The sequence below is a fragment of the Streptomyces thermoalcalitolerans genome, from assembly GCF_039525155.1.
Taxonomy (GTDB): domain Bacteria; phylum Actinomycetota; class Actinomycetes; order Streptomycetales; family Streptomycetaceae; genus Streptomyces; species Streptomyces thermovulgaris.
Window position 1 is genome coordinate 80,089 of record NZ_BAAAHG010000017.1, and the last position, 20,834, is coordinate 100,922.

21 protein-coding genes, 2 pseudogenes and 1 CRISPR repeat array are annotated in these 20,834 nt (G+C 70.0%); of the genes and pseudogenes, 14 read left to right on the forward strand and 9 right to left on the reverse strand.

The window, feature by feature from the left end; genetic code table 11:
• The first annotated feature begins 10 nt into the window (after positions 1–10).
• The 6 genes from casB to cas2e all read left to right on the forward strand — a co-directional run bounded on the left by casB (position 11) and on the right by cas2e (position 4,927).
• Positions 11–775 (forward strand): type I-E CRISPR-associated protein Cse2/CasB, encoded by a 765-nt coding sequence (gene casB, locus ABD224_RS13015; RefSeq protein ID WP_344049647.1) that lies wholly within the window; start codon positions 11–13, stop codon positions 773–775.
• Between the two features lie 92 nt (positions 776–867).
• Entirely contained in the window at positions 868–2,046 is a 1,179-nt protein-coding gene (gene cas7e, locus ABD224_RS13020) for a type I-E CRISPR-associated protein Cas7/Cse4/CasC (RefSeq protein ID WP_344049648.1), read from the forward strand.
• A 59-nt stretch (positions 2,047–2,105) separates the two neighbouring features.
• Entirely contained in the window at positions 2,106–2,948 is an 843-nt protein-coding gene (cas5e, locus tag ABD224_RS13025; protein ID WP_344049680.1) for a type I-E CRISPR-associated protein Cas5/CasD, read from the forward strand.
• Entirely contained in the window at positions 2,945–3,616 is a 672-nt protein-coding gene (gene cas6e, locus ABD224_RS13030) for a type I-E CRISPR-associated protein Cas6/Cse3/CasE (RefSeq protein WP_344049649.1), read from the forward strand. Before cas5e ends, cas6e begins: the two co-directional genes overlap by 4 nt.
• Positions 3,613–4,587: a type I-E CRISPR-associated endonuclease Cas1e gene (gene cas1e / locus ABD224_RS13035; RefSeq protein ID WP_344049651.1), complete on the forward strand. Its 975-nt coding sequence runs from the start codon at positions 3,613–3,615 to the stop codon at positions 4,585–4,587. Before cas6e ends, cas1e begins: the two co-directional genes overlap by 4 nt.
• A 28-nt stretch (positions 4,588–4,615) precedes the next feature.
• Positions 4,616–4,927 carry a type I-E CRISPR-associated endoribonuclease Cas2e gene (gene cas2e, locus ABD224_RS13040; RefSeq protein WP_344049652.1) on the forward strand — a complete coding sequence of 104 codons (312 nt, stop codon included), beginning with the start codon at positions 4,616–4,618 and terminating at the stop codon, positions 4,925–4,927.
• Positions 4,928–4,945: 18 nt separating this feature from the next.
• A CRISPR array of direct repeats spans positions 4,946–6,317; the repeat unit is 29 nt; unit sequence GTCTTCTCCGCGCGAGCGGAGGTGAGTCG.
• 130 nt (positions 6,318–6,447) lie between these two features.
• Here the strand turns inward: cas2e and ABD224_RS13045 are convergent.
• Positions 6,448–6,573: pseudogene (locus tag ABD224_RS13045) on the reverse strand (IS5/IS1182 family transposase); the annotation flags it as partial.
• A 476-nt stretch (positions 6,574–7,049) separates the two neighbouring features.
• Between ABD224_RS13045 and ABD224_RS13050 the strand changes: the two are divergent.
• Positions 7,050–8,213 (forward strand): sensor histidine kinase, encoded by a 1,164-nt coding sequence (locus ABD224_RS13050; RefSeq protein WP_425580969.1) that lies wholly within the window; start codon positions 7,050–7,052, stop codon positions 8,211–8,213.
• Positions 8,214–8,220: 7 nt separating this feature from the next.
• Positions 8,221–8,901: a response regulator gene (locus ABD224_RS13055; RefSeq protein WP_344049653.1), complete on the forward strand. Its 681-nt coding sequence runs from the start codon at positions 8,221–8,223 to the stop codon at positions 8,899–8,901.
• Here the strand turns inward: ABD224_RS13055 and ABD224_RS13060 are convergent.
• Both ABD224_RS13060 and ABD224_RS13065 read right to left on the reverse strand, forming a co-directional pair.
• A pseudogene (locus tag ABD224_RS13060) lies at positions 8,866–9,582 on the reverse strand (phosphatase PAP2 family protein); the annotation flags it as partial. The gene ABD224_RS13055 and the pseudogene ABD224_RS13060 overlap by 36 nt on opposite strands.
• A 1,063-nt stretch (positions 9,583–10,645) precedes the next feature.
• Positions 10,646–11,215, reverse strand: a complete 570-nt coding sequence (locus ABD224_RS13065) for a TetR/AcrR family transcriptional regulator (RefSeq protein WP_344049655.1) — start codon at positions 11,213–11,215, stop codon at positions 10,646–10,648.
• A gap of 111 nt (positions 11,216–11,326) precedes the next feature.
• On the opposite strand from ABD224_RS13065, the gene ABD224_RS13070 reads away from it, so the two are divergent.
• A complete protein-coding gene (locus ABD224_RS13070; RefSeq protein WP_344049656.1) occupies positions 11,327–11,491 on the forward strand; it encodes a hypothetical protein in 165 nt (54 codons plus the stop codon).
• Entirely contained in the window at positions 11,488–12,000 is a 513-nt protein-coding gene (locus tag ABD224_RS13075) for a hypothetical protein (protein ID WP_344049657.1), read from the forward strand. Before ABD224_RS13070 ends, ABD224_RS13075 begins: the two co-directional genes overlap by 4 nt.
• A gap of 87 nt (positions 12,001–12,087) precedes the next feature.
• On the opposite strand, the gene ABD224_RS13080 is transcribed toward ABD224_RS13075, so the two are convergent.
• From ABD224_RS13080 to ABD224_RS13090, 3 genes are all read right to left on the reverse strand, one after another.
• Positions 12,088–12,618, reverse strand: a complete 531-nt coding sequence (locus tag ABD224_RS13080; protein WP_344049659.1) for a DUF4396 domain-containing protein — start codon at positions 12,616–12,618, stop codon at positions 12,088–12,090.
• Positions 12,619–12,891: 273 nt separating this feature from the next.
• Positions 12,892–13,536 carry a DUF305 domain-containing protein gene (locus tag ABD224_RS13085; protein WP_344049660.1) on the reverse strand — a complete coding sequence of 215 codons (645 nt, stop codon included), beginning with the start codon at positions 13,534–13,536 and terminating at the stop codon, positions 12,892–12,894.
• A gap of 141 nt (positions 13,537–13,677) precedes the next feature.
• The gene (locus tag ABD224_RS13090; RefSeq protein WP_344049661.1) at positions 13,678–14,079 is read right to left on the reverse strand and encodes a DUF6153 family protein; all 402 of its coding nucleotides are present in this window, start codon (positions 14,077–14,079) and stop codon (positions 13,678–13,680) included.
• A gap of 523 nt (positions 14,080–14,602) precedes the next feature.
• Between ABD224_RS13090 and ABD224_RS13095 the strand changes: the two genes are divergently transcribed.
• Complete coding sequence (locus tag ABD224_RS13095; protein ID WP_344049663.1) at positions 14,603–15,064, forward strand: GNAT family N-acetyltransferase; 462 nt, start codon at positions 14,603–14,605, stop codon at positions 15,062–15,064.
• Between the two features lie 210 nt (positions 15,065–15,274).
• Positions 15,275–16,189, forward strand: coding sequence for a HipA family kinase (locus ABD224_RS13100; protein ID WP_344049665.1), 915 nt, complete (start codon positions 15,275–15,277; stop codon positions 16,187–16,189).
• Positions 16,190–16,192: 3 nt separating this feature from the next.
• Here the strand turns inward: ABD224_RS13100 and aceB are convergent, their stop codons facing one another.
• The gene (gene aceB / locus ABD224_RS13105; RefSeq protein WP_344049666.1) at positions 16,193–17,818 is read right to left on the reverse strand and encodes a malate synthase A; all 1,626 of its coding nucleotides are present in this window, start codon (positions 17,816–17,818) and stop codon (positions 16,193–16,195) included.
• A 170-nt stretch (positions 17,819–17,988) separates the two neighbouring features.
• Complete coding sequence (locus ABD224_RS13110) at positions 17,989–18,591, reverse strand: nucleotidyltransferase family protein (RefSeq protein ID WP_344049667.1); 603 nt, start codon at positions 18,589–18,591, stop codon at positions 17,989–17,991.
• 172 nt (positions 18,592–18,763) lie between these two features.
• On the opposite strand from ABD224_RS13110, the gene ABD224_RS13115 reads away from it, so the two are divergent.
• Complete coding sequence (locus ABD224_RS13115) at positions 18,764–19,075, forward strand: DUF5955 family protein (protein WP_344049668.1); 312 nt, start codon at positions 18,764–18,766, stop codon at positions 19,073–19,075.
• A gap of 102 nt (positions 19,076–19,177) precedes the next feature.
• Here ABD224_RS13115 and ABD224_RS13120 read toward each other — a convergent pair whose 3' ends face one another.
• A complete protein-coding gene (locus tag ABD224_RS13120; RefSeq protein WP_067389164.1) occupies positions 19,178–19,378 on the reverse strand; it encodes a hypothetical protein in 201 nt (66 codons plus the stop codon).
• 179 nt (positions 19,379–19,557) lie between these two features.
• Here ABD224_RS13120 and ABD224_RS13125 point away from each other — a divergent pair, with 179 nt between their 5' ends.
• Positions 19,558–20,817 (forward strand): sensor histidine kinase, encoded by a 1,260-nt coding sequence (locus tag ABD224_RS13125; RefSeq protein WP_344049669.1) that lies wholly within the window; start codon positions 19,558–19,560, stop codon positions 20,815–20,817.
• Positions 20,818–20,834: the final 17 nt, after the last annotated feature.

A 20,834-nucleotide genomic window follows, 5' to 3' on the forward strand; every position in this document is an offset into this window, starting at 1 on the left:
AGACGCAACGGTGACCACCGTTTCACACCCGACCGCACCCGCTCCCGCCCAGCGCTCCGCCGGCACGACCCGGCTCGCCGGCTACCGCACATTCACGACCACGGTTCTGCACTTGTGCGAGAGGGACCCGGGAGCCCGCGCCGCCTTGCGCTCCGGAGTGCGCAAGGACCTCGACGCGGTGCCGCGCATGCACCGCATCATCGCCCACCTCGTCCCATCCGATGCCACCGAGGACACGCAAAGGGCGTACTACGCCGTCGCCGCCATGATCGCCGAGCAGGCCCGAAGGCAGGGCACCGCCGCGGACGGCATGGGCGAAAGCACCGACGACACGGACGAGAACACGGACGGCGAAACCGCCGCTCCCGGCGCCGAGGAGCCGCAGGCAGAGGCGTCAGCACCTGCGGTGGAAAGCGGCGACGGGCAGGAGTACGGCACGAGCCTCGGAACCGCTTTCGCTCTGGCCGTCGTCAACAGCCCCGGCCGGGAGCGCCAGATGCGGCGCGGCACGGCGGAAAGCCGCCTGAACATCTTGTGCAAGCAGGGCGTCACGGGCCTGCACCGGCATCTGCCCGCTTCCGTGCGCTACCTGCGGTCCCTGGACGTGCCCGTGGACTGGGCGCGGCTCCTGCAGGACCTCGTCGACTGGCGCCGGCATTCCGGGCGCGTCGCACGCCGCTGGCTGCAGGACTTCTACCGCCGCTGCCAGGAGGACGCCCTTCGCGAAGCCGACAGGAACGACACACCCGAATCGGCGGACGTCGCCGGCGACTGATCCACCCCGTCTGCCCGCACGGCACACGGCCCATACCACCTCGCACCCCACACCGACCAGCATTCCCAGCATTCTCTGCGCAAGGAGTACTCATGACCGCGACACCGGCCCGTTTTCTCTGCGTCCACGTCCTGCAGACCGTGCCGTTCGCCAACCTCAACCGCGACGACACCAACTCGGTCAAAACCGTCCAGTACGGGGGAGTGCTGCGCACCCGGGTCTCCAGTCAGTGCTGGAAGCGGGCGACGCGGATCGAGTTCCAGCGGCGCATCGGACAGACCGCGCTGCGCACCCGGCGGATCGGCGAACGCGTCTCCCGCCTGCTGGCCGAGGAGCGCGGCTGGCCCGAGGAACTGGCCGCGCGGGCCGGCGCGCATCTGGCCGCCGCCAGCGGCATCAAGTTCGAACTCGAGGAGAAGAACAAGCAGGTCCAGCCCAACAAGGTCATCGGCAACGCACTGGTGTACGTACCGCAGACCGCTGTCGCCGAGCTCGCCGACCTGGCCGAGGAGCACCGGGCGGAACTGGAGAAGGCCAAGGACATCAAAAAGCCCAGCGACAAGAGCATCCTGCCCAAGGACCGGGTGACCGCCGTCCTGCGGACCCGCAACGGCGTGATCAATCTCTTCGGCCGGATGCTCGCCGAGGTCGACGACGCGGGCGTCGACGGTGCCGTCCAGGTCGCCCACGCCATGACCACCCACCCCACCGACATCGAGATCGACTACTTCTCCGCCGTCGACGACGTCACCGACGACTGGAACGACTCCACCGGCAGCGGCCACATGGGCCACGCCGAGTTCAGCGCCGGCACCTTCTACCGCTACGCCACCATCGACCTCGAGGAACTCACCACCAACCTCGGCGGCGACAGGGCAGCCGCCCGGGAGCTGGCCGAAGCCTTCCTGCACTCCTTCATCAAGTCCCTGCCACAGGCGAAGAAGAACTCCACCGCCCCCCACACCGTGCCGGACCTCATCCATCTCACCGTCCGCGCCGACCGGCCGCTCTCCCTGGCCGCGGCCTTCGAAAAGCCCGTCCGGGCGGCTGCCGACGGCGGGTACGCCGCCGCCTCCCGCGACACCCTCGCCCAGTACGCCGACGCCGTGAACACATTCATGGGCGACGAGGGCATCCTCCAGGCCGGCTGGACCGGCCTGGACGCAAAGGACCACCAGGGCCTCGGCGACCGTCACGCCTCCCTCGACAGCCTGGTCGCCGCCGCCCTCGAGACGGCGTTCACTCCCGACGGCTCCGGGGCCGCCGCGTGAACATCGCCACCACCGCCACCACTGCCACCACCGAGCCTTTCGCCGCGTCCCCCGGCACTGTGCCGGGGACGGGGCTGCTGCTCCACTGCGCAGGTCCGCTGCAGTCCTGGGGCACGCACAGCCACTTCAACCAACGCGACACCGCGGCCTTTCCGACCCGCTCCGGCATCGTCGGCCTCCTCGCCGCGGCCCTGGGCCGCGGCCGGGACGAGTCGATCGACGACCTCGCCCACCTGCGGATCACCGTCCGCGTGGACCGCCCCGGCGTACTCCTGCGCGACCTGCACACCGTCGGCGGCGGCCTGCCGGCCGCCCAGACCGTGACCACGGCCGAGGGCAAGAAACGCTCCGGGGACACCACCACCTTGCTGTCCCACCGCTACTACCTCGCCGACGCCGCATTCACCATCGCCCTCACACCCGCACCGGACATGCCCGCGCACGCCGAACTCCTCCAGGCCTGCGCCAAGGCACTGCGTGCTCCGCGCTGGCCGCTCCACCTCGGCCGACGTGCCTGCCCCCCGGCAGGCCCGCTGCTGCTCGGCACCTTCGACGACGTCCTCCACCACCTGGTGCGCCTGCCCATCGCCGCCCCCGCTCCCCGTCCCGGCGGCCCCGCCGGTGTGGTCGAGTTCCTCGCCGACCAGCCCCTCGATCAGCTCCCCTTGCCCGAGGGCACCCGCGTCTCCGACCCGGCTGACGCGGCCCACCCGGCAGCACGGATCAACGACCAGCCCGTCACCTTCCACCCACGCCTGCGCGCCTATCGGACAAGGCCCCTGTACCGGCGCACCTTCACCCCGCCCCGCGATCAGTGGGGCGGGCTCGGCGCCGACTACCTCACCAGCCTGGCCACCTACCTGAGCCGGACCCTGTCCAGCAGTGAAGGGAGCCGCCCATGAGCACCCTCTGGCTGACCCGCATCATTCCCAGCCCCGCCTCCCGGGAGGCGCGCCGCGACCTGGCGGACGCCGTCGCACTCCACCGGCGGCTGATGTCCCTCTTTCCCGACGGCGCCGGAGAGAACCCGCGCGCCGCCCTCGGGGTCCTCCACCGCGTCGACGACGCCCCCACCGGCCCCTACGTCCTTCTGCAGTCCCGCCACCGACCCGACCTTTCCCGTCTGCCCCAGCAGTACGGCCAGGCCGGCACCCGCCCACTCGACCCTCTCCTGGCAGCACTGCGCTCCGGCGCACACATCCACTTCCGCTGCACCGCCAACCCTGTGCGCAAGCCAGGCGCCACCACCCGCGCCCTGTACAACCTTCCCGCTGTCGTCCCCCTCCACGGCGCCCACGCCAACGACTGGTGGCTACGGCAAGCAGACACCGCCGGGCTGAAAGTTCTCACCCTCAACGCTCAGCCCCTCGACAGCGCCACAGGCATCCGCGGCCACCGCGGCAGCAGCGAAAAGCAACGTGTCCGCCATGCCCGCACACGCTTCGACGGCACCGCCGTCGTCATCGACCCCGACCTGCTCCGCGCGAAGATCACCGACGGCATCGGACGCGGCAAGGCCTACGGGTGCGGCCTGCTGACCGTCGCACCCGTCCGCGGCGGTGCCGCATGAACGCCCCCTCGGGCGCCGACGCCCGCCGCAGACTCGCAGCCCCCACCGTGGCCATGCTGCCCCGCATCGCCGACTCCCTGTCCTTCCTCTACCTCGACGTCGTCCGCGTCCTCCAGGACGACACCGGAGTCTGCGCCGAGGTGACCAGCGAACGGCACGGCAGGCAAACCGTGTACCTGCCCACCGCCGCACTCAGCTGTGTCCTCCTCGGCCCGGGAGCCTCCATCACGACACGCGCCCTGGCCACCCTCGCCCGGCACGGCACCACCGTCCTCATCACCGGCTCCGGCGGCGTCCGCTGCTACGCCGGAGCCCAGCCGGACTCCCTGAGCACCACTTGGCTCGAACGCCAAGCCCGCGCCTGGGCCGACGACAGCCACCGCCTCAAGGTGGCCACCGCCATGTACGAAAAACGCTTCGGCCCCGGCACCGTCCCGCCCGGCACCACACTGGAACAGCTGCGCGGCATGGAAGGCCAACGCGTCAAGGCCCACTACCGGATCCTGGCCCAGCAGTACAAGATCGGCCGATTCCGCCGCGCCTACGACCCCGCGCAATGGCACAGCCAGGACCCGGTCAACCTCGCCCTGTCCTCAGCCAACACCTGCCTGTACGGCATCGTTCACGCCGCCGTCCTCGCCCTCGGCTGCACTCCCGGTCTCGGCTTCGTCCACAGTGGCAACCAGCAGGCCTTCGTCTACGACATCGCCGACCTCTACAAGGCAGAACTCACCATCCCCCTGGCCTTCTCCCTTTACGCTTCCACCAACCCCGAAGCAGAAGCCCGCCGTTCCTTTCGCGACGGCCTGCGCCTGTTCCGACTCCTGCCACGCATCGTCCACGACATCCAGGAACTCCTCGACCCCGACGGCAACCGAGAGGCTCCCGATCCCGAGGAGCAACTGGTAGACCTCTGGGACCCAGTGGCCGGACCTCTGCCGGGCGGGACCAACCACGGAGTCGACTCGTGATCGCTCCCCGACCGGAAGGACAACCCCCATGGCCTCGATGATCGTCCTGTCCGCCTCCGCGGTCCCCGACCACCTGCGAGGCGCTCTCACCCGCTGGCTCCTCGAGGTCACACCCGAGCTGTACGTCGGCACGGTCTCGGCTCGCGTCCGCGACGAACTCTGGGAATCCGTCACCGCCTGCGTCGGCAACGGCACCGCCGTGCTGGTCTACCCCAGCAACAACGAGCAGGGCTTCGAGCTACGCACCGCTGGCACCCAGCGCCGCACCCCAGTCGACTTTGACGGACTCACGCTCATCTCGTTCACGAGAAATAGTAAAGAGATGGCAAACCTGCTCTAACGGTGCAGGTCAGAAAGGGTCTTCTCCGCGCGAGCGGAGGTGAGTCGAAAGAAAGATTGGGGGAGGGGTTGAGACGCGAGTCTTCTCCGCGCGAGCGGAGGTGAGTCGGTTCCGGCGGTCCGTCCGTCGGTTCCTGAGCCGTCTTCTCCGCGCGAGCGGAGGTGAGTCGCAGCTCCTTGACCTCGGACAGGTCCGTGGTAAGTCTTCTCCGCGCGAGCGGAGGTGAGTCGGAAAGGTCATGTACGAGCCAATCTCCCTGTCGGTCTTCTCCGCGCGAGCGGAGGTGAGTCGCAGCAGGGTGTTCTGCTCGGCGTCGGTGGCGCGTCTTCTCCGCGCGAGCGGAGGTGAGTCGCAGGAGATCTACCGGCGGGCCATCCGTGACGTGTCTTCTCCGCGCGAGCGGAGGTGAGTCGTGCTACTGCGATTCGGTCAAGGCGATTCTTGGGTCTTCTCCGCGCGAGCGGAGGTGAGTCGGAGTACCGGAAGCGCATGGCGATCAAGCGGGCGTCTTCTCCGCGCGAGCGGAGGTGAGTCGACACCACGGGCACTCCTGCCCGCATCACCTGGAGTCTTCTCCGCGCGAGCGGAGGTGAGTCGGACACCTGCCCCGTGCTCGCCACCCGCGCCTAGTCTTCTCCGCGCGAGCGGAGGTGAGTCGGCCGCACGCGGAGACGACGCGGACCGGGGTTCGTCTTCTCCGCGCGAGCGGAGGTGAGTCGGAAGTCGTTGCTCACTGGGTTCACCTCCCTTCGTCTTCTCCGCGCGAGCGGAGGTGAGTCGGACCGCACAGTGAAGATGGATCGCACCCGGGCGTCTTCTCCGCGCGAGCGGAGGTGAGTCGAAACCATGCCCGCGGCCACCCACGCAGCCGTAGTCTTCTCCGCGCGAGCGGAGGTGAGTCGTCTCCAAAGCGATCTGGTACGAGCTGGAGCACGTCTTCTCCGCGCGAGCGGAGGTGAGTCGGCCCGCGAGGCCGACAGGCTGCTCAGCGAACTGTCTTCTCCGCGCGAGCGGAGGTGAGTCGAAGTGGGTCTACGGCGACGAGGCCGGCGCGCGGTCTTCTCCGCGCGAGCGGAGGTGAGTCGGCCCCGGCCGAGACCGGTACCGGCGTGGCGTAGTCTTCTCCGCGCGAGCGGAGGTGAGTCGCCTACATCCCCCTCTCCCCGGCCAAGCGGGTCGTCTTCTCCGCGCGAGCGGAGGTGAGTCGACGTGGTACGTCCTGCGCGACCACGCCGCCACGTCTTCTCCGCGCGAGCGGAGGTGAGTCGCCGGCCCGGACGTAACGTCACCCTCGGTCCGAGTCTTCTCCGCGCGAGCGGAAGTGAGTCGCGCATGGTACCGGCGACTCAGGCTGTGTATGAGTCTTCTCCGCGCGAGCGGAGGTAAGTCGTCTGCGGACATGCGGATGCAACGATCGATACTGGCACGGACAGCTCGAGCACGGCGGAGGCTTCAAGCCAGTCACTCGTTTTGGCGCCAACTTCCCCTTTGAAAGCAGCTGTTGGTGTATCGCGTGGGGTTGCCGCCATTGCGCGCTGAGACGGGCGGAGCTTGCAGCGCCGGCCGTCCTCACAGGGGAGGATGAGCATGGTGGCCTGCTCCGCGAGCGCATGCGGCAGATCGAGTGAGGCGGAGTGGATGACCAACGAGGCTCTCGATCAATACAGTTGAGACGTTAGACGTTTCGATCAACAGCCCGGGGTCTCGCTCGTTGTGCTTGGTGGGCGTCGCTGGATCGGGGCTTCGCTCGAAGTAGCTCAGCGCTTGCCGGTCACTGGCGTGGATTGGACTTTCGGCAGTGGTCGGACGGCGCTCGATGTCCGTACCGTCACCTCCGTGGACCGCGCAGTGATCAACAGGAAGTCTGCGACCGGAACCGTTCTTTTACAGCGGGCACTTGACCCTGGGGTCATGCTCACAGCGGCCACCGCAGTGACCGCCGGTCTGAGCGTGATGAACCTCTGGTGGGCTGTCCCGACTGCCGTCGCCGCGTTCCTGGCAGGACGACGGCCTGGACGGACGGCACCGACAGCGCTCGCCCTGATAGCGGTGCTCGCGGCCAGTGTGGTGGCCCTGTCCCTCGTTCCTGCTTGGCTTCCCCCGGGCCGGCCGCTTTGTGACGGTGTTGGTCGCAGCCACGATGCTGCCTTGGTTCGCGGGCCGGTTCTGGTGTCAGTATCAGCAGCTTGTCCGGGCCGGGTGGGAGCGTGCCGAACAGCTGCAACGCGAGCAGCAGCTGATCGCTGATCAGGCTCGGCTGCGCGAGCGGGCGCGTATCGCCCAGGACATGCATGACGTACTCGGCCATGATCTCAGCCTGATCGCGCTGTCGGCCGGTGCACTCAAACTCGCGCCGGACCTCGAAGAACACCATCGGAAAGCCGCGGACGACATCAGAGCCAGGGCTGCGGCCGCAGTGGAGCATCTCGGTGAGGTGATCGGTGTCCTGCGTGAGGGGACCGATCACACGCCGATGGATCCAGGCGGCTCCAGCCTGACGAGTCTGACCTCCGAGGCTTCCGCGGCTGGGCTCGCGGTGGAGCTGCGCATCGACGGCGAGCCGGACGACCTGCCGCCGGTGGTCAAGGCGGCGGCTCACCGGGTCGTGCAGGAAGCTCTGACCAACGTTGCCAAGCACGCGCCTGGCGCGACCGTGACCGTTCACGTGACGCATACGGCAGCAGAAACAAGGATCGTGGTGGAGAACGGCCCGCCATCGCCCACGGCTAGTCTGCAGCCCCGGCCTCGGAGCGGAGGGCGTGGCCTCATCGGCCTCGAGGAACGTATGCGGTTGATCGGTGGTTCGTTCGACCACGGTCCGCGTGACGGAGGCTACGCAGTCGTCGCGCGGATCCCGCACACACCATCGCCTCCGTCTCCTGTGCCCGCAGCCTCTTGGGCCAGTCGCCAGTTGCCGCAGGAGCATCGCCGCGCTTGGCGCCGGGTCGGCCGGGCCCTGGTTGCCGCGGTCATGGTGCCCCTCGTGACAGGAGCTTTGCTGAGCGGAGCTCTCATGGGCTGGGAGATGCTGTCGGCGTCACAGTCGGTCCTGGACCCACGCGACTATGCCCGTCTGCATGTGGGACAAGATCGTTCCGAGGCGGAGCGTTTCCTGCCGGACCGGCAGACGAACCACCGGCCGCTGACTGCCGAGCCGACAGGAGACGGCATCACGTGCGAGTACTACGCGATGACAGCCGACCGGTTCGACGACCGGTCCGGGGACGCCTACCGACTCTGCTTCCGGAAGGACACCCTGGTGTCCCTGGACATGATCACCTCGTGAGCGCTCGATGATCCGAGTACTGATCGCCGACGACGAGCCGATGATCCGCGCAGGCGTACGCGCCATCCTCGCCACGGCTTTGGACATCGAAGTCGTCGCCGAGGCCGCCGACGGACATGCCGCCGTGGAACTGGTCCGGCGCCACCGCCCCACGGTGGCCGTACTCGATATCCGCATGCCGGGAATCAACGGCATCGACGCCGCTGCGGAAATCCGCAGCACGGTGCCGACCACGGGCGTCATCATGCTGACGACCTTCGGTGAGGACGACTACATCCTTCAGGCGCTCGGCGGGGGTGCGGCGGGCTTCCTGATCAAGTCGGGCGAGCCCGAGGAACTGATCACCGGGGTCCGGGCGGTGGCCGAAGGCGCCGCCTATCTGTTACCGAAGGTCGCGGCCCGGGTCGTCGCGCACCTCGTCGCGACGGGTGTGGGCACCCTGGCCGGCCGGCGCTCCGCCGCTCGCGACCGGGTCGCCGCCCTCACGGCCCGGGAACGGGAGGTACTGGCCTTCCTCGGGAGCGGCCTGTCCAACGGGCAGATCGCCCGGCGACTGCATGTGGTGGAGGGAACGGTCAAAGCCCACGTGAGTTCCATCCTGGCGAGGCTGGGCGTGGACAACCGGGCCGCTGCCGCGGTCGTGGCCCATGAGGCCAGGATCGTTCCTCCGCAGTCTTCCCAGCCGTGATGCCGCCCATGGGGCAAAGGGCATGAACGCGAGCAGCAGGGCCGCCACTGTGGTGCCACCGAGGAGCGCGTCGGCGAGCACATTGTGCGGGTAATGGACCCCCACCAGCACGCGCAGCAGCGCAGCGGCCCCGGCCAACGGCAGCGTGATTGCGGCGAGACGGGGCCACAGCACGGCCAGGCCGACTGCCAATCCGGCGGCCAGGGTTGCGTGGTTGCTCGGAAACGACCAGTCGCCCGCCTCGGGGCACTCCGCGACAAGGCCGGCCCCAGCGCGTAACGCACGACAGGGACGCTCCTCGTCCACGACGAGCTTCACCGCCTCGCTCACCGCATAAGCCGCGGCGGTGCCGAGACCGGTCAGAACGGATCCACCGACTCCCCGTGCATCTTGGCGGCGAATGGCCGTCCACCACATCCAGACCAGCAGCATTCCAAGGATGACAAGGGTGCCTTCGGTAGCCACTTCCAGGAGAGAGCCCAGCCACGGCGGCGCATCCGCCACCGCCTCGGTCACCGACTGGTACGCGGACGCCGAAGCTCCTTCCGTGACCTTGACGGCACCGGCCTCGCCCAGCCCACCGGGAGACAGCCAAGTGACGGCTCCTGCTCCCATGCCCAGGATGGCCAACGCGCCGAGCAGCCGACCGGTTCGGGCTTTCCTTTGCGGTTCTCGTTCCATGAGGCCCGAACGTAGAAGCGAGAACAGCAAGGAACCCGAGTCGAACGGCAACATCAGACCTTGACGATCGTCAGGGTTGACAGCCGGGCAGTTTCGTTTGGATCAACGGGCGGACCAGAGGAAGATGCCCGCGAAGTGGAGTCCGGCCAGGCAGATGGTGGCGGGCTTCTCGTGGCGGGCGGCGATGCCTCGACGAATGGGCCTCCGTCCCGATCATCATCACGAAGGCGGGGTAGGCATGGACCTGCGGGAGCTGGAGCCGGCAAGTCTGAAACGGATCCGCGAACAGGATGTCAGCCCGCGTGACATCAGATGGCTCGTCCACGTCGATGTCGAGCGTGCTGCACTCGAGGAGCGTTGGGGCGCGCCGGAGATCGTCCACGACGACTTCGCGGAGTGGTTCTGCTTCGCCTTCTCTCCGGCGGAGGGGGGAGACGTTCATCCTGCTGCGGCAGGTGGACCATGCTCCCGTGGCCGGATTTGTCCTCAGCGTGACCAAGGGGCTCTTCTCCCCGGAGGCTGCCGAGCGGATTGTCCAGGCCCTGGACATTCCTGGTGCGCGGATCACTCACACGAACGCCGAAGCCACCTCGTGGCATCCGACGCGCCCGGCGCGGGTCTCCCTTTCCCGGGAATGGCCGCGCTGGACGCATGGGTGGTGACGCATGGCTGGTGGAGACGGATCGCAGCGCGGGTCCTGCTGGGCCAGGGGAGCCCATCCTCATGCGGGTTCCAGCGGCCTGGATGTGAGGGAACCGACTGGGGAGCACGTTCAAGAGAAGACGGAGTCCGGATCGTCTCCGACTCAGGAAGGCTGCGTGGCGAGGCAGTAGGCGCAATCTCACCACAATCATTGCAACCTGAGCTTGACCTCGGCGTGATGGGCACCTGGCCGGGACTCCGCAGGTGCTCGGGGTCGCCGGACACGTGCGTGGTGCACGTCCTTGGTCCCGGAATGCGGGCAGTGTCGTAGGGGCGTTGGGGACGCTTTCGGTCCATTCCCGCAGCCGCGCCGAGGCGCCCCTCGCGCACTCCCGTCCGCCGTTCGTCCGCGGTGAACGGGTCAGGAAGCGGGGCGGAGGCCATTGAGGGTGACGGTGACGAGGCGGTGGACGGCGGTCGGGGAGGGGAGTCCGGCTGCCGCTGTCAGGGCGTGCAGGCAGTATCGGGCCAGCTCGGCGGGCGGGACGTCGCTGCGCAGGTCGCCGCTCTCGGCGCCCTCGGTGAGCAGCGCTTCCAGCAGGTGCTCCAGGTGCCGTTCGGCGTGCGTGACGTGCTCACCGTGATGGAGAAGTGCGGCGAGTTCGCCGCCGTGGCGCCGACGGGCGATGTCCGCGTAGGCGCCGAGGACGGCCTCGAGGCGCTCCAGGGCGGTGCCGCCCTGGTGGGCGACCTCGGTGAGTTGCTGGAGATGGCCGGCGACCTGCCGTTCGTGCCAGGCCAGGAGCACGGCCTCGACGTCGGAGAAGTACTTGTAGAGAGTGGCGCGGCCGATGCCGGCCTTCTCGGCGAGCTGGGACATGGTCACCGAGCGCAGTCCCGCGGCCTCCACCAGCTCGGTGGTGGCGTCCAGGATGGCCTCGCGTACCGCCTGGCGGTGCGCGTCGATCGTCTCGTTCCACAGCTTCGGCACCCCTCAAGCATACGGACGTCCACGGTGGATACACTCCGTCCTTGGGTGAGACACTGTGTCTCGTAAAACTGTGGGCGGTGGTCCGCCCGCACGTAGTTCCCTGGAGGAGTCATGGGGGAGTCGCCCGCGCGCCCACCGGCGTCCGACGAGGAGCGGGCGCCGCGCTGGGTGAGGATTTCGGCGGCCGTGGCTGTCGTCCTGGTCGTGGTGTTCGTGGTGGTGCACCTGGCTGGGGGCGGCATGGCCGGGCACAACCCGTTCGGGCACACCCCGTGAAGCCGTACTCGCCGCGGCTGCGCAAGACCATGCTGACCGCGCACATCACCGCCTCCCTCGGCTGGTTCGGTGCGGTCGTCGCCTTCCTTGCCCTGGCCATCACCGGCCTGGCCGGCAGCAGCCCGCAGACGGTCCGGGGTGCGTACGTGTCCATGGAGCTGGTGGGCTGGGCCGTGATCGTGCCTCTGGCCGGTGCCTCGCTGCTGACCGGTGTGATGCAGTCGCTGGGCACGGCGTGGGGGCTGTTCCGGCACTACTGGGTGATCGCAAAGCTGCTGATCACCGTGCTCGCCACCGGGCTGCTGCTGGTCCACATGCAGCCGGTCGGACACCTCGCCGACGCCGCCGCCCGGGCCGCGCTGGATGGGGGAGAACTGGAGGGCATACGCATCCAGTTGCTCGCGGACGCAGCCGCGGCCGCTGTCGCGCTGCTGACGGCCGCCGGACTGTCGGTGTTCAAGCCCCGCGGGATCACCCGCTACGGCCGTCGTCGACAGCGTGAGCAGTGAGTGCGGTTCCGCCGGACCGTGAAGCGGTCGACAAGGGGGAGGGCCGCCGGGGCGCAGTGGCGGAAGACCGGCCGGTGCGGCACGGTCTCAGTGGTGGGCGTGGACGACGGCGTGGCCCTTGCCGCGGCCGATCAGCCACTTGTTCACCGGAGTGGTGATGAGGAATGCGACGGCGAACCCGCCCAGCAGCGTGGACCAGAACAGACCGTCGGACAAGTGGGCGTCCATCGCGCCGGGGGTGAGGGCGATGATGGCGTTGTCGACCAGCTCCATCACGGCGATCGAGACGGTGTCCGCGGCCAGCGCGACCTTGATCGCGCCCTTGAGGCCCAGTCCCGCGTGGCGCACGGCGAAGAGGGTGAAGGAGTAACCGAAGACGAACGCCAGCGCGATCGCGAGGACCATCGTGGGCACATTGCCCCACAGCAGGGCGGTGCCGATGGCCATGCCGAGGATCTCGCCGATGGCGCAGCCGGTCAGGCAGTGCAGAGTCGCCTTCGACGCCGTTCCCCAGGACGCCCCGCCGTGTGCATGTCCGTGTCCCTGTGTGGGGGCGGCGGGGCCGTGGTGGGCGCCGTGGTCATGAGCGGTGTCGGCGTGGTGAGCGGTGTGGTCCATGGCTGTCGTCCCCCAGTTCTGTTCCGTGTGCCCCCGTTCCCGCGGCTCACGCTCGGAACAACCGGATACCCCCTACGGGTATTCCTCTCCGGTGGGCTTTCATGCCGCGGACGGCCTGAGCAGCGCCGTCCAGGTCCGGCCGGCGTCGGTGGATGCGGAGACGCCGACGGTGCTGTCGGCGGCCAGGAGGCGACCAGGGGAGGCGGCCAGGAGGCGGTCGGGATGCCGGGCGGGCGCCGCGCGGGGCGCCCGCCCGTGCTTCGGGGGACCGGGTCAGTTCTTGCCGAGCAGCTTGTTCATCTGGCGGATCTCGGCCGTCTGGGAGGTGATGATGGCGTCGGCCATGTCCTTCGCGGGCTGGTAGGCGCCGTTCTTCTGCTCATCCTCGGCCATGGCCACCGCGCCCTCATGGTGCTTGATCATCAGCTTCATGAAGGCCGTGTCGAACGCCTTGCCCGAGGACTTCTCCAGCCTCTCCATCTCCTCGGCGCTCATCATCCCCTTCATCCCCTTCATGCCATGCATGGAGTGCATGGAGTGATCCATGGCGCCCTCGGCGGGCACCTCCTCACCCCACGAGGTCAGCCACCCGGACATGGTCTTGATCTCCGGGTCCTGTGCCTTCTTGATGGCCTCGGCGAGCTTCTTCACCTCGGCCGACTGGGCACGGGACGACGCGAGGTCGGCCATCTCCACCGCCTGCCGGTGATGGGGGATCATCCCCTGGGCGAACGCGACGTCGGTGGCGTTGTGCTGCCCCTGCGTGGCGGAGGCGGAAGCGGACGGGGACTTCGAGGCGCGGCCGTCGTGTCCGGTCGCGCTGTCGCCGCCTCCACCGCAGGCGGCCAGCACGACAGCGGCTGCTCCGGCAGCGGCCACGGCGACGACACGGCGGATCAGGGAACGCTTGCTGTTCATGGTGGTGCAACTCCTTCACGCGCAGCCCTCAAGGCATGCGCGAGGGTGGAAAAGAGAGCGGAAAAGCGGAAAAGGGCAGCGCGGAGCACGGCACCGGCCCCCGGACGGTTCCGGGGCAGGCGAGGTGCCGTGCGGGCTGCTCTAGATCCGCAGGAGTTGCAGCTCGGACAGATCCGGTGGCGCCCGGGTGCTCGCGGACGGCTCCGGCATGCTGCCGGACAGCGTGGAGGCGGCGGGGGTGTCGGTGAGCGCGACGGTCAGTGCCGGCGGGCTGTACGACGAGCCGACACCAGGGGCCGCACACGTCCCGTCCGCATGCGTCAGATGAACCGCTCCGTCGGAGGCGGGCGAGCAGTTCTCGCTCACCACAAAAACGTCCGCCGTGTGGGCCATGACCACGCCGTGCCCGGGATGAGCCCGGGGGGAAAGCCCGCCGGTGGGCCCCAGCGCGTGCATGCCCAGCAGACCGGCCAGCACAGCCAGCATCAGCAGCAGAAAGCCGCACCTGGCGGGGCGGCTCGTCGGCTGCGCGGCGGAGGTCATGGGCTCATCGTACGGGGAGGCGTCGCGATGCAGTCGTAGCCCCCGTCGGCAGGTGCACCGTCGGTCCCTCCCTCGTCGATGAGTGGTGCCGGAAGAGCGCAGGGGTCACGGACTCCTTCCGGACCATGGCCGGTCTGCCTCGATTTCGTCACCTTATTCACCTTGTTCACCTTGTTCGTCGCCCTGTCCGTGTCCTTCATCGGCATGGCGAGTCCGAGCGCTTCCGTCCAACGACCGTCCCGGCAGCCGGTCGTGAGTCCTCGTCGGCCGGCGTCCGGGAAGCCGTCTGGAGAGCGGGCGCGGTTTCAGGGGTCCAGGGATCACCTTCCCGCCCGTCCTCCACCCGTCCTCCCTCCGTCCCGGCTTCGTGACCCGCACCGGCGACGCGGTCTCCGGCACCGGCTTGCCGAACGCCCGCCCTCCTCAGCCGTGGGCCGTCGCTCCCTTCTCCTGTACTGCCGTTCTCCCGTGCGACCGTGGGGTGCGAAGATCGGGGGAGTCACACCTGAGCGGGGGGATGCAGATGGACGTGCGGATCAGGCCCGCGCGGGCGGCGGAAGCCGGGACACTCACCGACTTGGCACTGCGGTCCAAGGCGTACTGGGGTTATGACGCCCAGTTCATGGAAGCGTGCCGTGACGAGCTCACCCTTGCCGCGGACGAGGTCACGCGCCGGCGAGCCATGGTGGCCGAGCGGGACGGCCGCATTCTGGGCTTCACGACCCTTGAGGGGGAACCGCCCGCAGGCGTTCTGGGCATGATGTTCGTCGATCCGCAGGCCATCGGCCGGGGGATCGGACGCCTGCTGTTCGAGCACACCGTCGCCACCGGACGGGACCTGGGGTTCACCCGGCTCACGATCGACGCGGACCCGCACGCCGAGCCCTTCTACCGCGCGATGGGCGCGGTCCGCACGGGAAACGTCCCCTCGGGCTCCATCGCCGGCAGAGTGCTGCCGCAGATGACCTTCACCATCCAGCACTGAGACAGCGCCCGGACGGCGCGACCGGGGACCACCCGTGGTGGCCTCGGCGCGGCCGGTACGGGGGACCGGGCCGTTCTCGTCGGCTGTTACGCTCGGTTACGATGCCCGCTTCGCGCTGAAGACTGAAGGACGAAGACCGGAGACCGGGAGCCGAAGGACAGGGGCCGGCCGGGGAAGGCAAGGCGAGAGAGAGTTGTGGGGCTTGGGTAAATGTTGAGAGAAGTCACCGCGACTCGCTACGTCGAGCCCCTGCGGTCCGGTGGTTCCGTGCCCGGAGTCGTCGAGGCCGACGACCTCGGGACGTATGTCGTCAAGTTCACCGGCTCCGCGCAGGGCCGCAAGGCGCTGGTCGCCGAGGTGATCGTGGGCGAGCTGGCGCGGGCGCTCGGACTGCGGTTCCCCGAGCTGGTCCTCGTGCACTTCGATCCCAGGATCGCCGCGCACGAGCCGCACCAGGAGGTGCGCGACCTGCTCGACGCCAGTGCGGGGATCAACCTCGGCATGGACTATCTGCCGGGGGCGAGGGACTTCACCCCGGAGGTGGCGCGGACCTTCCGGGTGGATCCGCTGGAGGCCGGGCGGATCGTCTGGCTGGACGCGCTGACGGCGAACGTCGACCGCACCGTCCACAGCTCCAACCTGATGATCTGGCCGACGTTCGGCACCGTGCCGCCGCGCCTGTGGCTGATCGACCACGGTGCGGCCCTCGTCTTCCACCACCGCTGGGACGCCTCGGACCCGGGCAAGGCCTACGACCTCCGTCACCATGCCCTCGGCCCCTGCGCCCCCGACGTCCGCGCCGCCGACGCCGAACTGGCCCCCAAGGTGACCCGTGAGCTGCTGCACGAGATCCTTGCCCGGGTGCCGGACGACTGGCTCACCGAGGAGCCCGGCTTCGCCACCCCGGAGGCGGCCCGCGGCGCCTACGTCGACCATCTCGCCGCCCGCGTCCAGGCGTCCCCGGCCTGGCTGCCCACCGACTTCCCCAGCCGCCGGGAACTGGCGGCCGAGGAGGCACAGCGGGCCGCCAGGATCCAGGCGGGCCGGCCCGACTGGCTCAAGCGGGTCCCGGACCTGCACGGCAGACCGGCCGCCCGGCAGGACTGGTCGGTCCACCTGGGGTGACGGTCAGCCCTCCAGCCGCTCGTACGCCGGCAGCGTCAGGAAGTCGACGTAGTCCTCGTCCAGGGAGACCTTCAGCAGCAGGTCGTGGGCCTGCTGCCAGCGGCCGGCGGCGAAGGCCTCGTCGCCGCTCTCCCGGCGGATGGACTCCAGTTCCTCGGCGGCGATCCTGCGGACCAGCTCCGGCGTGGCCTTCTCGCCGTTGTCGAACTCCACGCCCGCGTCGATCCACTGCCAGATCTGCGAGCGGGAGATCTCGGCGGTGGCCGCGTCCTCCATGAGGTTGAAGATCGCGACCGCGCCCAGGCCGCGCAGCCAGGCCTCGATGTAACGGAGGCCGACCTGGACGGCGTTGACCAGGCCCGCGTACGTCGGCCGGGCGTCGAGGGAGTCGACGGCGATCAGGTCGGCCGCCTTCACATGGACGTCCTCGCGCAGCCGGTCCTTCTGGTGGGGCCGGTCGCCGAGGACCTTGTCGAAGGACTCCCGGCAGACGGGCACCAGGTCGGGGTGGGCGACCCAGGAGCCGTCGAAGCCGTCGTGGGCCTCGCGGTCCTTGTCGGCGCGGACCTTCTCCAGGGCCACCTTGTTGACCTCGGGATTCCGGCGGGAGGGGATGAAGGCCGCCATGCCGCCGATCGCGTGCGCGCCGCGCTTGTGGCAGGTGCGCACCAGGAGTTCGGTGTAGGCGCGCATGAACGGAGCCGTCATCGTGACCGAGTTGCGGTCGGGCAGGACGAACTTCGCGCCGCAGTCACGGAAGTTCTTGATGAGGGAGAACAGATAGTCCCAGCGGCCGGCGTTCAACCCCGAGGCGTGGTCGCGCAGTTCGTAGAGGATCTCCTCCATCTCGTACGCGGCTGTGATCGTCTCGATCAGGACGGTGGCGCGGATCGTGCCCCGCGGGATGCCCAGATGGTCCTGCGCGAAGACGAACACGTCGTTCCACAGGCGCGCCTCCAGGTGGGACTCCAGCTTCGGCAGGTAGAAGTACGGTCCCTTGCCGCGGTCGAGCAGACGCCGGGCGTTGTGGAAGAAGTACAGGCCGAAGTCGACGAAGGCGCCGGGCACCCGGGTGCCGTCGGCGTCGACGAGGTGACGCTCGTCCAGGTGCCAGCCGCGCGGGCGGGTGACGACCGTGGCGAGCTCCTCGTCCGGGCGCAGGGCGTAGGTCTTGCCGGAGGCGGCGTCGGTGAAGTCGATGTTCCTGGTGTGGGCGTCGACCAGATTGAGCTGGCCGAGGACGACGTTCTCCCAGGTGGGGGCGCAGGCGTCCTCGAAGTCGGCGAGCCAGACCCGGGCGCCGGAGTTGAGCGCGTTGACGGTCATCCTGCGGTCGGTGGGCCCGGTGATCTCGACCCGGCGGTCGTTCAGGGCCTCGGGGGCCGGGGCGACCTTCCAGGAGTCGTCCGCGCGGATCGCGGCCGTCTCGGGGAGGAAGTCCAGGGTGGCGGTGCGGGCGATCTCGGCGCGGCGCTGTGCGCGGCGGGCGAGGAGTTCGTCGCGGCGCGGTGTGAACCGCCGGTGCAGCTCGGCCACGAAGGCGAGTGCCGCGTCGGTGAGGACCTCCTCCTGCCGGGGCAGGGGCTCGGCGTCGACGGTGAGCGGCGGGGACGGCGCTGGTGCGGACATGAGCTGTCACTTCCTTCAAAGGGAGCCGCTTCCACGTCTCCCCGTGGTTGCCTCGGAGGGGTTCTCCTGAGGGTTTCCCCCGGGGGAGGGGCGGAAGGCCCGTGCTGTGCTGATGTCGAGACTCCCCGGGGGCGGGGCCGGGCGTCACTCGGCGTCCGGTGCCGTCCTGCTCACGCGAGGTGTCCCAGGTCGGCCTCGGTGTCGATGTCGTACGGCCGTGCCACGTCGCCGCACTCGACGAGGGTGAGCGACTCCTCGTGCGCCCTCAGATAGGCGCGTGCCCCCCGGTCGCCGGTCGCACTCGCCGTGACGCCCGCCCAGTGGGCCGCGCCGAGCAGGACGGGATGGCCGCGGACCCCCTCGTACGTCGCCGAGACCAGCGATGTCTCGTCCCGGTACGCCGCACGCACCCGGGCCACCGCCTCGGCGCCCACACCGGGCTGGTCGACCAGCAGGACCAGGGCCGCCCGGACCCCCGTACCGGCCAGCGAGTCCAGTCCCGCCCGCAGTGAGGAGCCCATGCCCCGCTCCCACTCCGGGTTGTCCACGAGCACACAGTCCGCCAGCCGCGCCCGCTCCCGTACGTCACGGGCCTGTGCGCCCAGCACCACGTGGACGCGTGCGCAGCCGGCCGCCCGCAGCGCCCCGGCCGCGTGCTCCACCAGGGGCCGGCCCCGGTGCTCGAGCAGCGCCTTGGGGCGCCCTCCGAGCCGCCGTCCGCCGCCGGCGGCCAGCACCAGCCCGGCCACCTCGTGCTCCGTGCGTGTCGTCATGGCTCCTGCCTACCCGGAGGGCCGCCGGCCGCACGGTGCTCGTAGGGCTGAATTTCGGTCTTCACGGTGGCGTGTCCCGTTCCGGGTGGCGTTTACTGATCCGTCCGAAGCTGTGCACAAGGAAGTGCCAGGGGGAGGACGGGCTGTGTTGCGGAGCTTGGGGCAGAGGCCGGTGACCGGCAGCGACGAGGGCAGGGGCGAGGGCAGGGGCGAGGATCCCAGGGTGGCGGAGCTGCGTGCCGCCGTGTCCAGGTTGCGGCGGGAGCTCGCCGCGCACCCCGCGGAGCTCCCCGATCGGGCGATAGCCGAGGACGAGCTCGCCGCTCTCGCCGCGATGGCCGCCCACGGCCGTCTCGAGATACCGCGGCTGCGCCGCTCCCTGCTGCTGATCGCCGGATCGATCGGCTCGGTCAGCGCCCTGAGGGACGGGCTGTCGCGGGTGCGGGCCGCGGTGGACCTGTTCGGGGAGCCGCCGCGCCGCTGAGCACCGTCGGCCCCGGTCCCGGTCCGGTCGGGTGCGGCCGGGCGGGGCGACCGTGTCCGGAGGACGACGGGCGGGGCGACCGTGTCGGCGCCCCGCTGCCTCTCACTCGGTCTTCTGCTTGTCGGACAGGACGAACAGCGCGCACGCCAGCACGATCAGGGCGATGCTCGCGTAGATCTCGTAGCCGTCGAGGAAGCCGATCCGCTGCACCAGGCCTCCGTGCCAGCCGGTGAACACGTGCACCAGGCCGAACGCACCCTGCACCAGGGCGATGAATCCGAGGAATCCCAGCAAGTTCTTCACGGTACGACCCTCACCTCGCGAAGCATTCTCGTCCATCGGCCGCAGGGCGAGCCGTCGCCGTCGGAAGTCTGCTCTCGCTGCCCGCGGGTGCGACCAAAGTCCATGCCGGTGCGACTTCGGTCGCCGATCCGCCGTACCGGGCGGTGGGGTGCGGGGCGGCTTGCGTAGATTGGCGCACTGTGACGAGCGACGGAACGACGTGGGAACCGCCGGTGTTCACGGCGCGGCGGTGGTGGCTGCCGTCCGCCGTGGCGGACGAGCTGACCGAGGTGCTCGACCCCGACACCGGACGGCGGAGCCGGCCGCGGCGCACCGCACGTGACTGGATCGTCGACTTCGGCTGCTTCTTCCTGGCCGTGGGGCTGTGGCTGGGCGTCGCGGGCACCCTGCACAGCGACCCTCACACCCCGCGCCTCCTGGTCGCCGTCGATCTGCTGCTCGGCGCTCTCTCCTGTGCGACGGTCTGGGTGCGCCGCCGCTGGCCCCTCGCCCTGGCCGTCGTCATGCTCCCCGTCTCCTTCGTCGCCTCCTCCGCGGCCGGGGCCCAGCTCGTCGCGCTCTTCACGCTCACCGTGCACCGGCCCTTCCGGTACGTGGCCTGGATCGGCGGTGCCATGATCGCCCTGGTCCCGGTCTTCTACTGGTGGCGCCCCGACCCCGAGATGTCGTACACGGGCGCCGTCGTCTTCTCCGTGCTGCTGACTCTCCTGACCATCGGCTGGGGCATGTTCGTACGGGCCAAGCGGCAGCTCATGCTGAGCCTGCGCGACCGGGCCCGGCGCGCCGAGACGGAGGCGCGGCTGCGCGCCGAGCAGGCGCAGCGGCTCGCCCGCGAGGCCATCGCCCGCGAGATGCACGACGTCCTCGCCCACCGGCTCAGCCTGCTGAGCGTGCACGCGGGCGCCCTGGAGTTCCGGCCCGAGGCACCCCGCGAGGAGATCGCGCGGGCGGCCGGGGTGATCCGGGAGAGCGCGCACGAGGCCCTGCAGGACCTGCGGGAGATCATCGGCGTACTGCGGGCCGACGGTTCCGACGACGCGGGCCGCCCCCAGCCCACCCTCGCCGCGCTGGAGGCCCTGGTCGCCGAGTGCCGTGAGGCCGGCATGGAGGTCACCCTGACCGACACTGTCACCGACCCGGCCGCCGTCCCCGCCTCCGTCGGCCGCACCGCCTACCGCATCGCCCAGGAGGCCCTGACCAACGCCCGCAAGCACGCCCCGGGCACACGGGTGACGGTGACGGTCGCCGGCGCTCCGGGCGACGGCCTCGACATCCGCATACGCAACTCCGCCCCCGAGCGCGAAGCCCCCCACGTTCCCGGCTCCGGCCAGGGCCTGATCGGTCTGACCGAACGCGCCACCCTGATCGGCGGCACCCTGGAGCACGGCCCGACGCCCGACGGGGGGTTCGAGGTGCGGGGGCGGCTTCCGTGGGGGTGACCGCGGAGCGGTCCGTG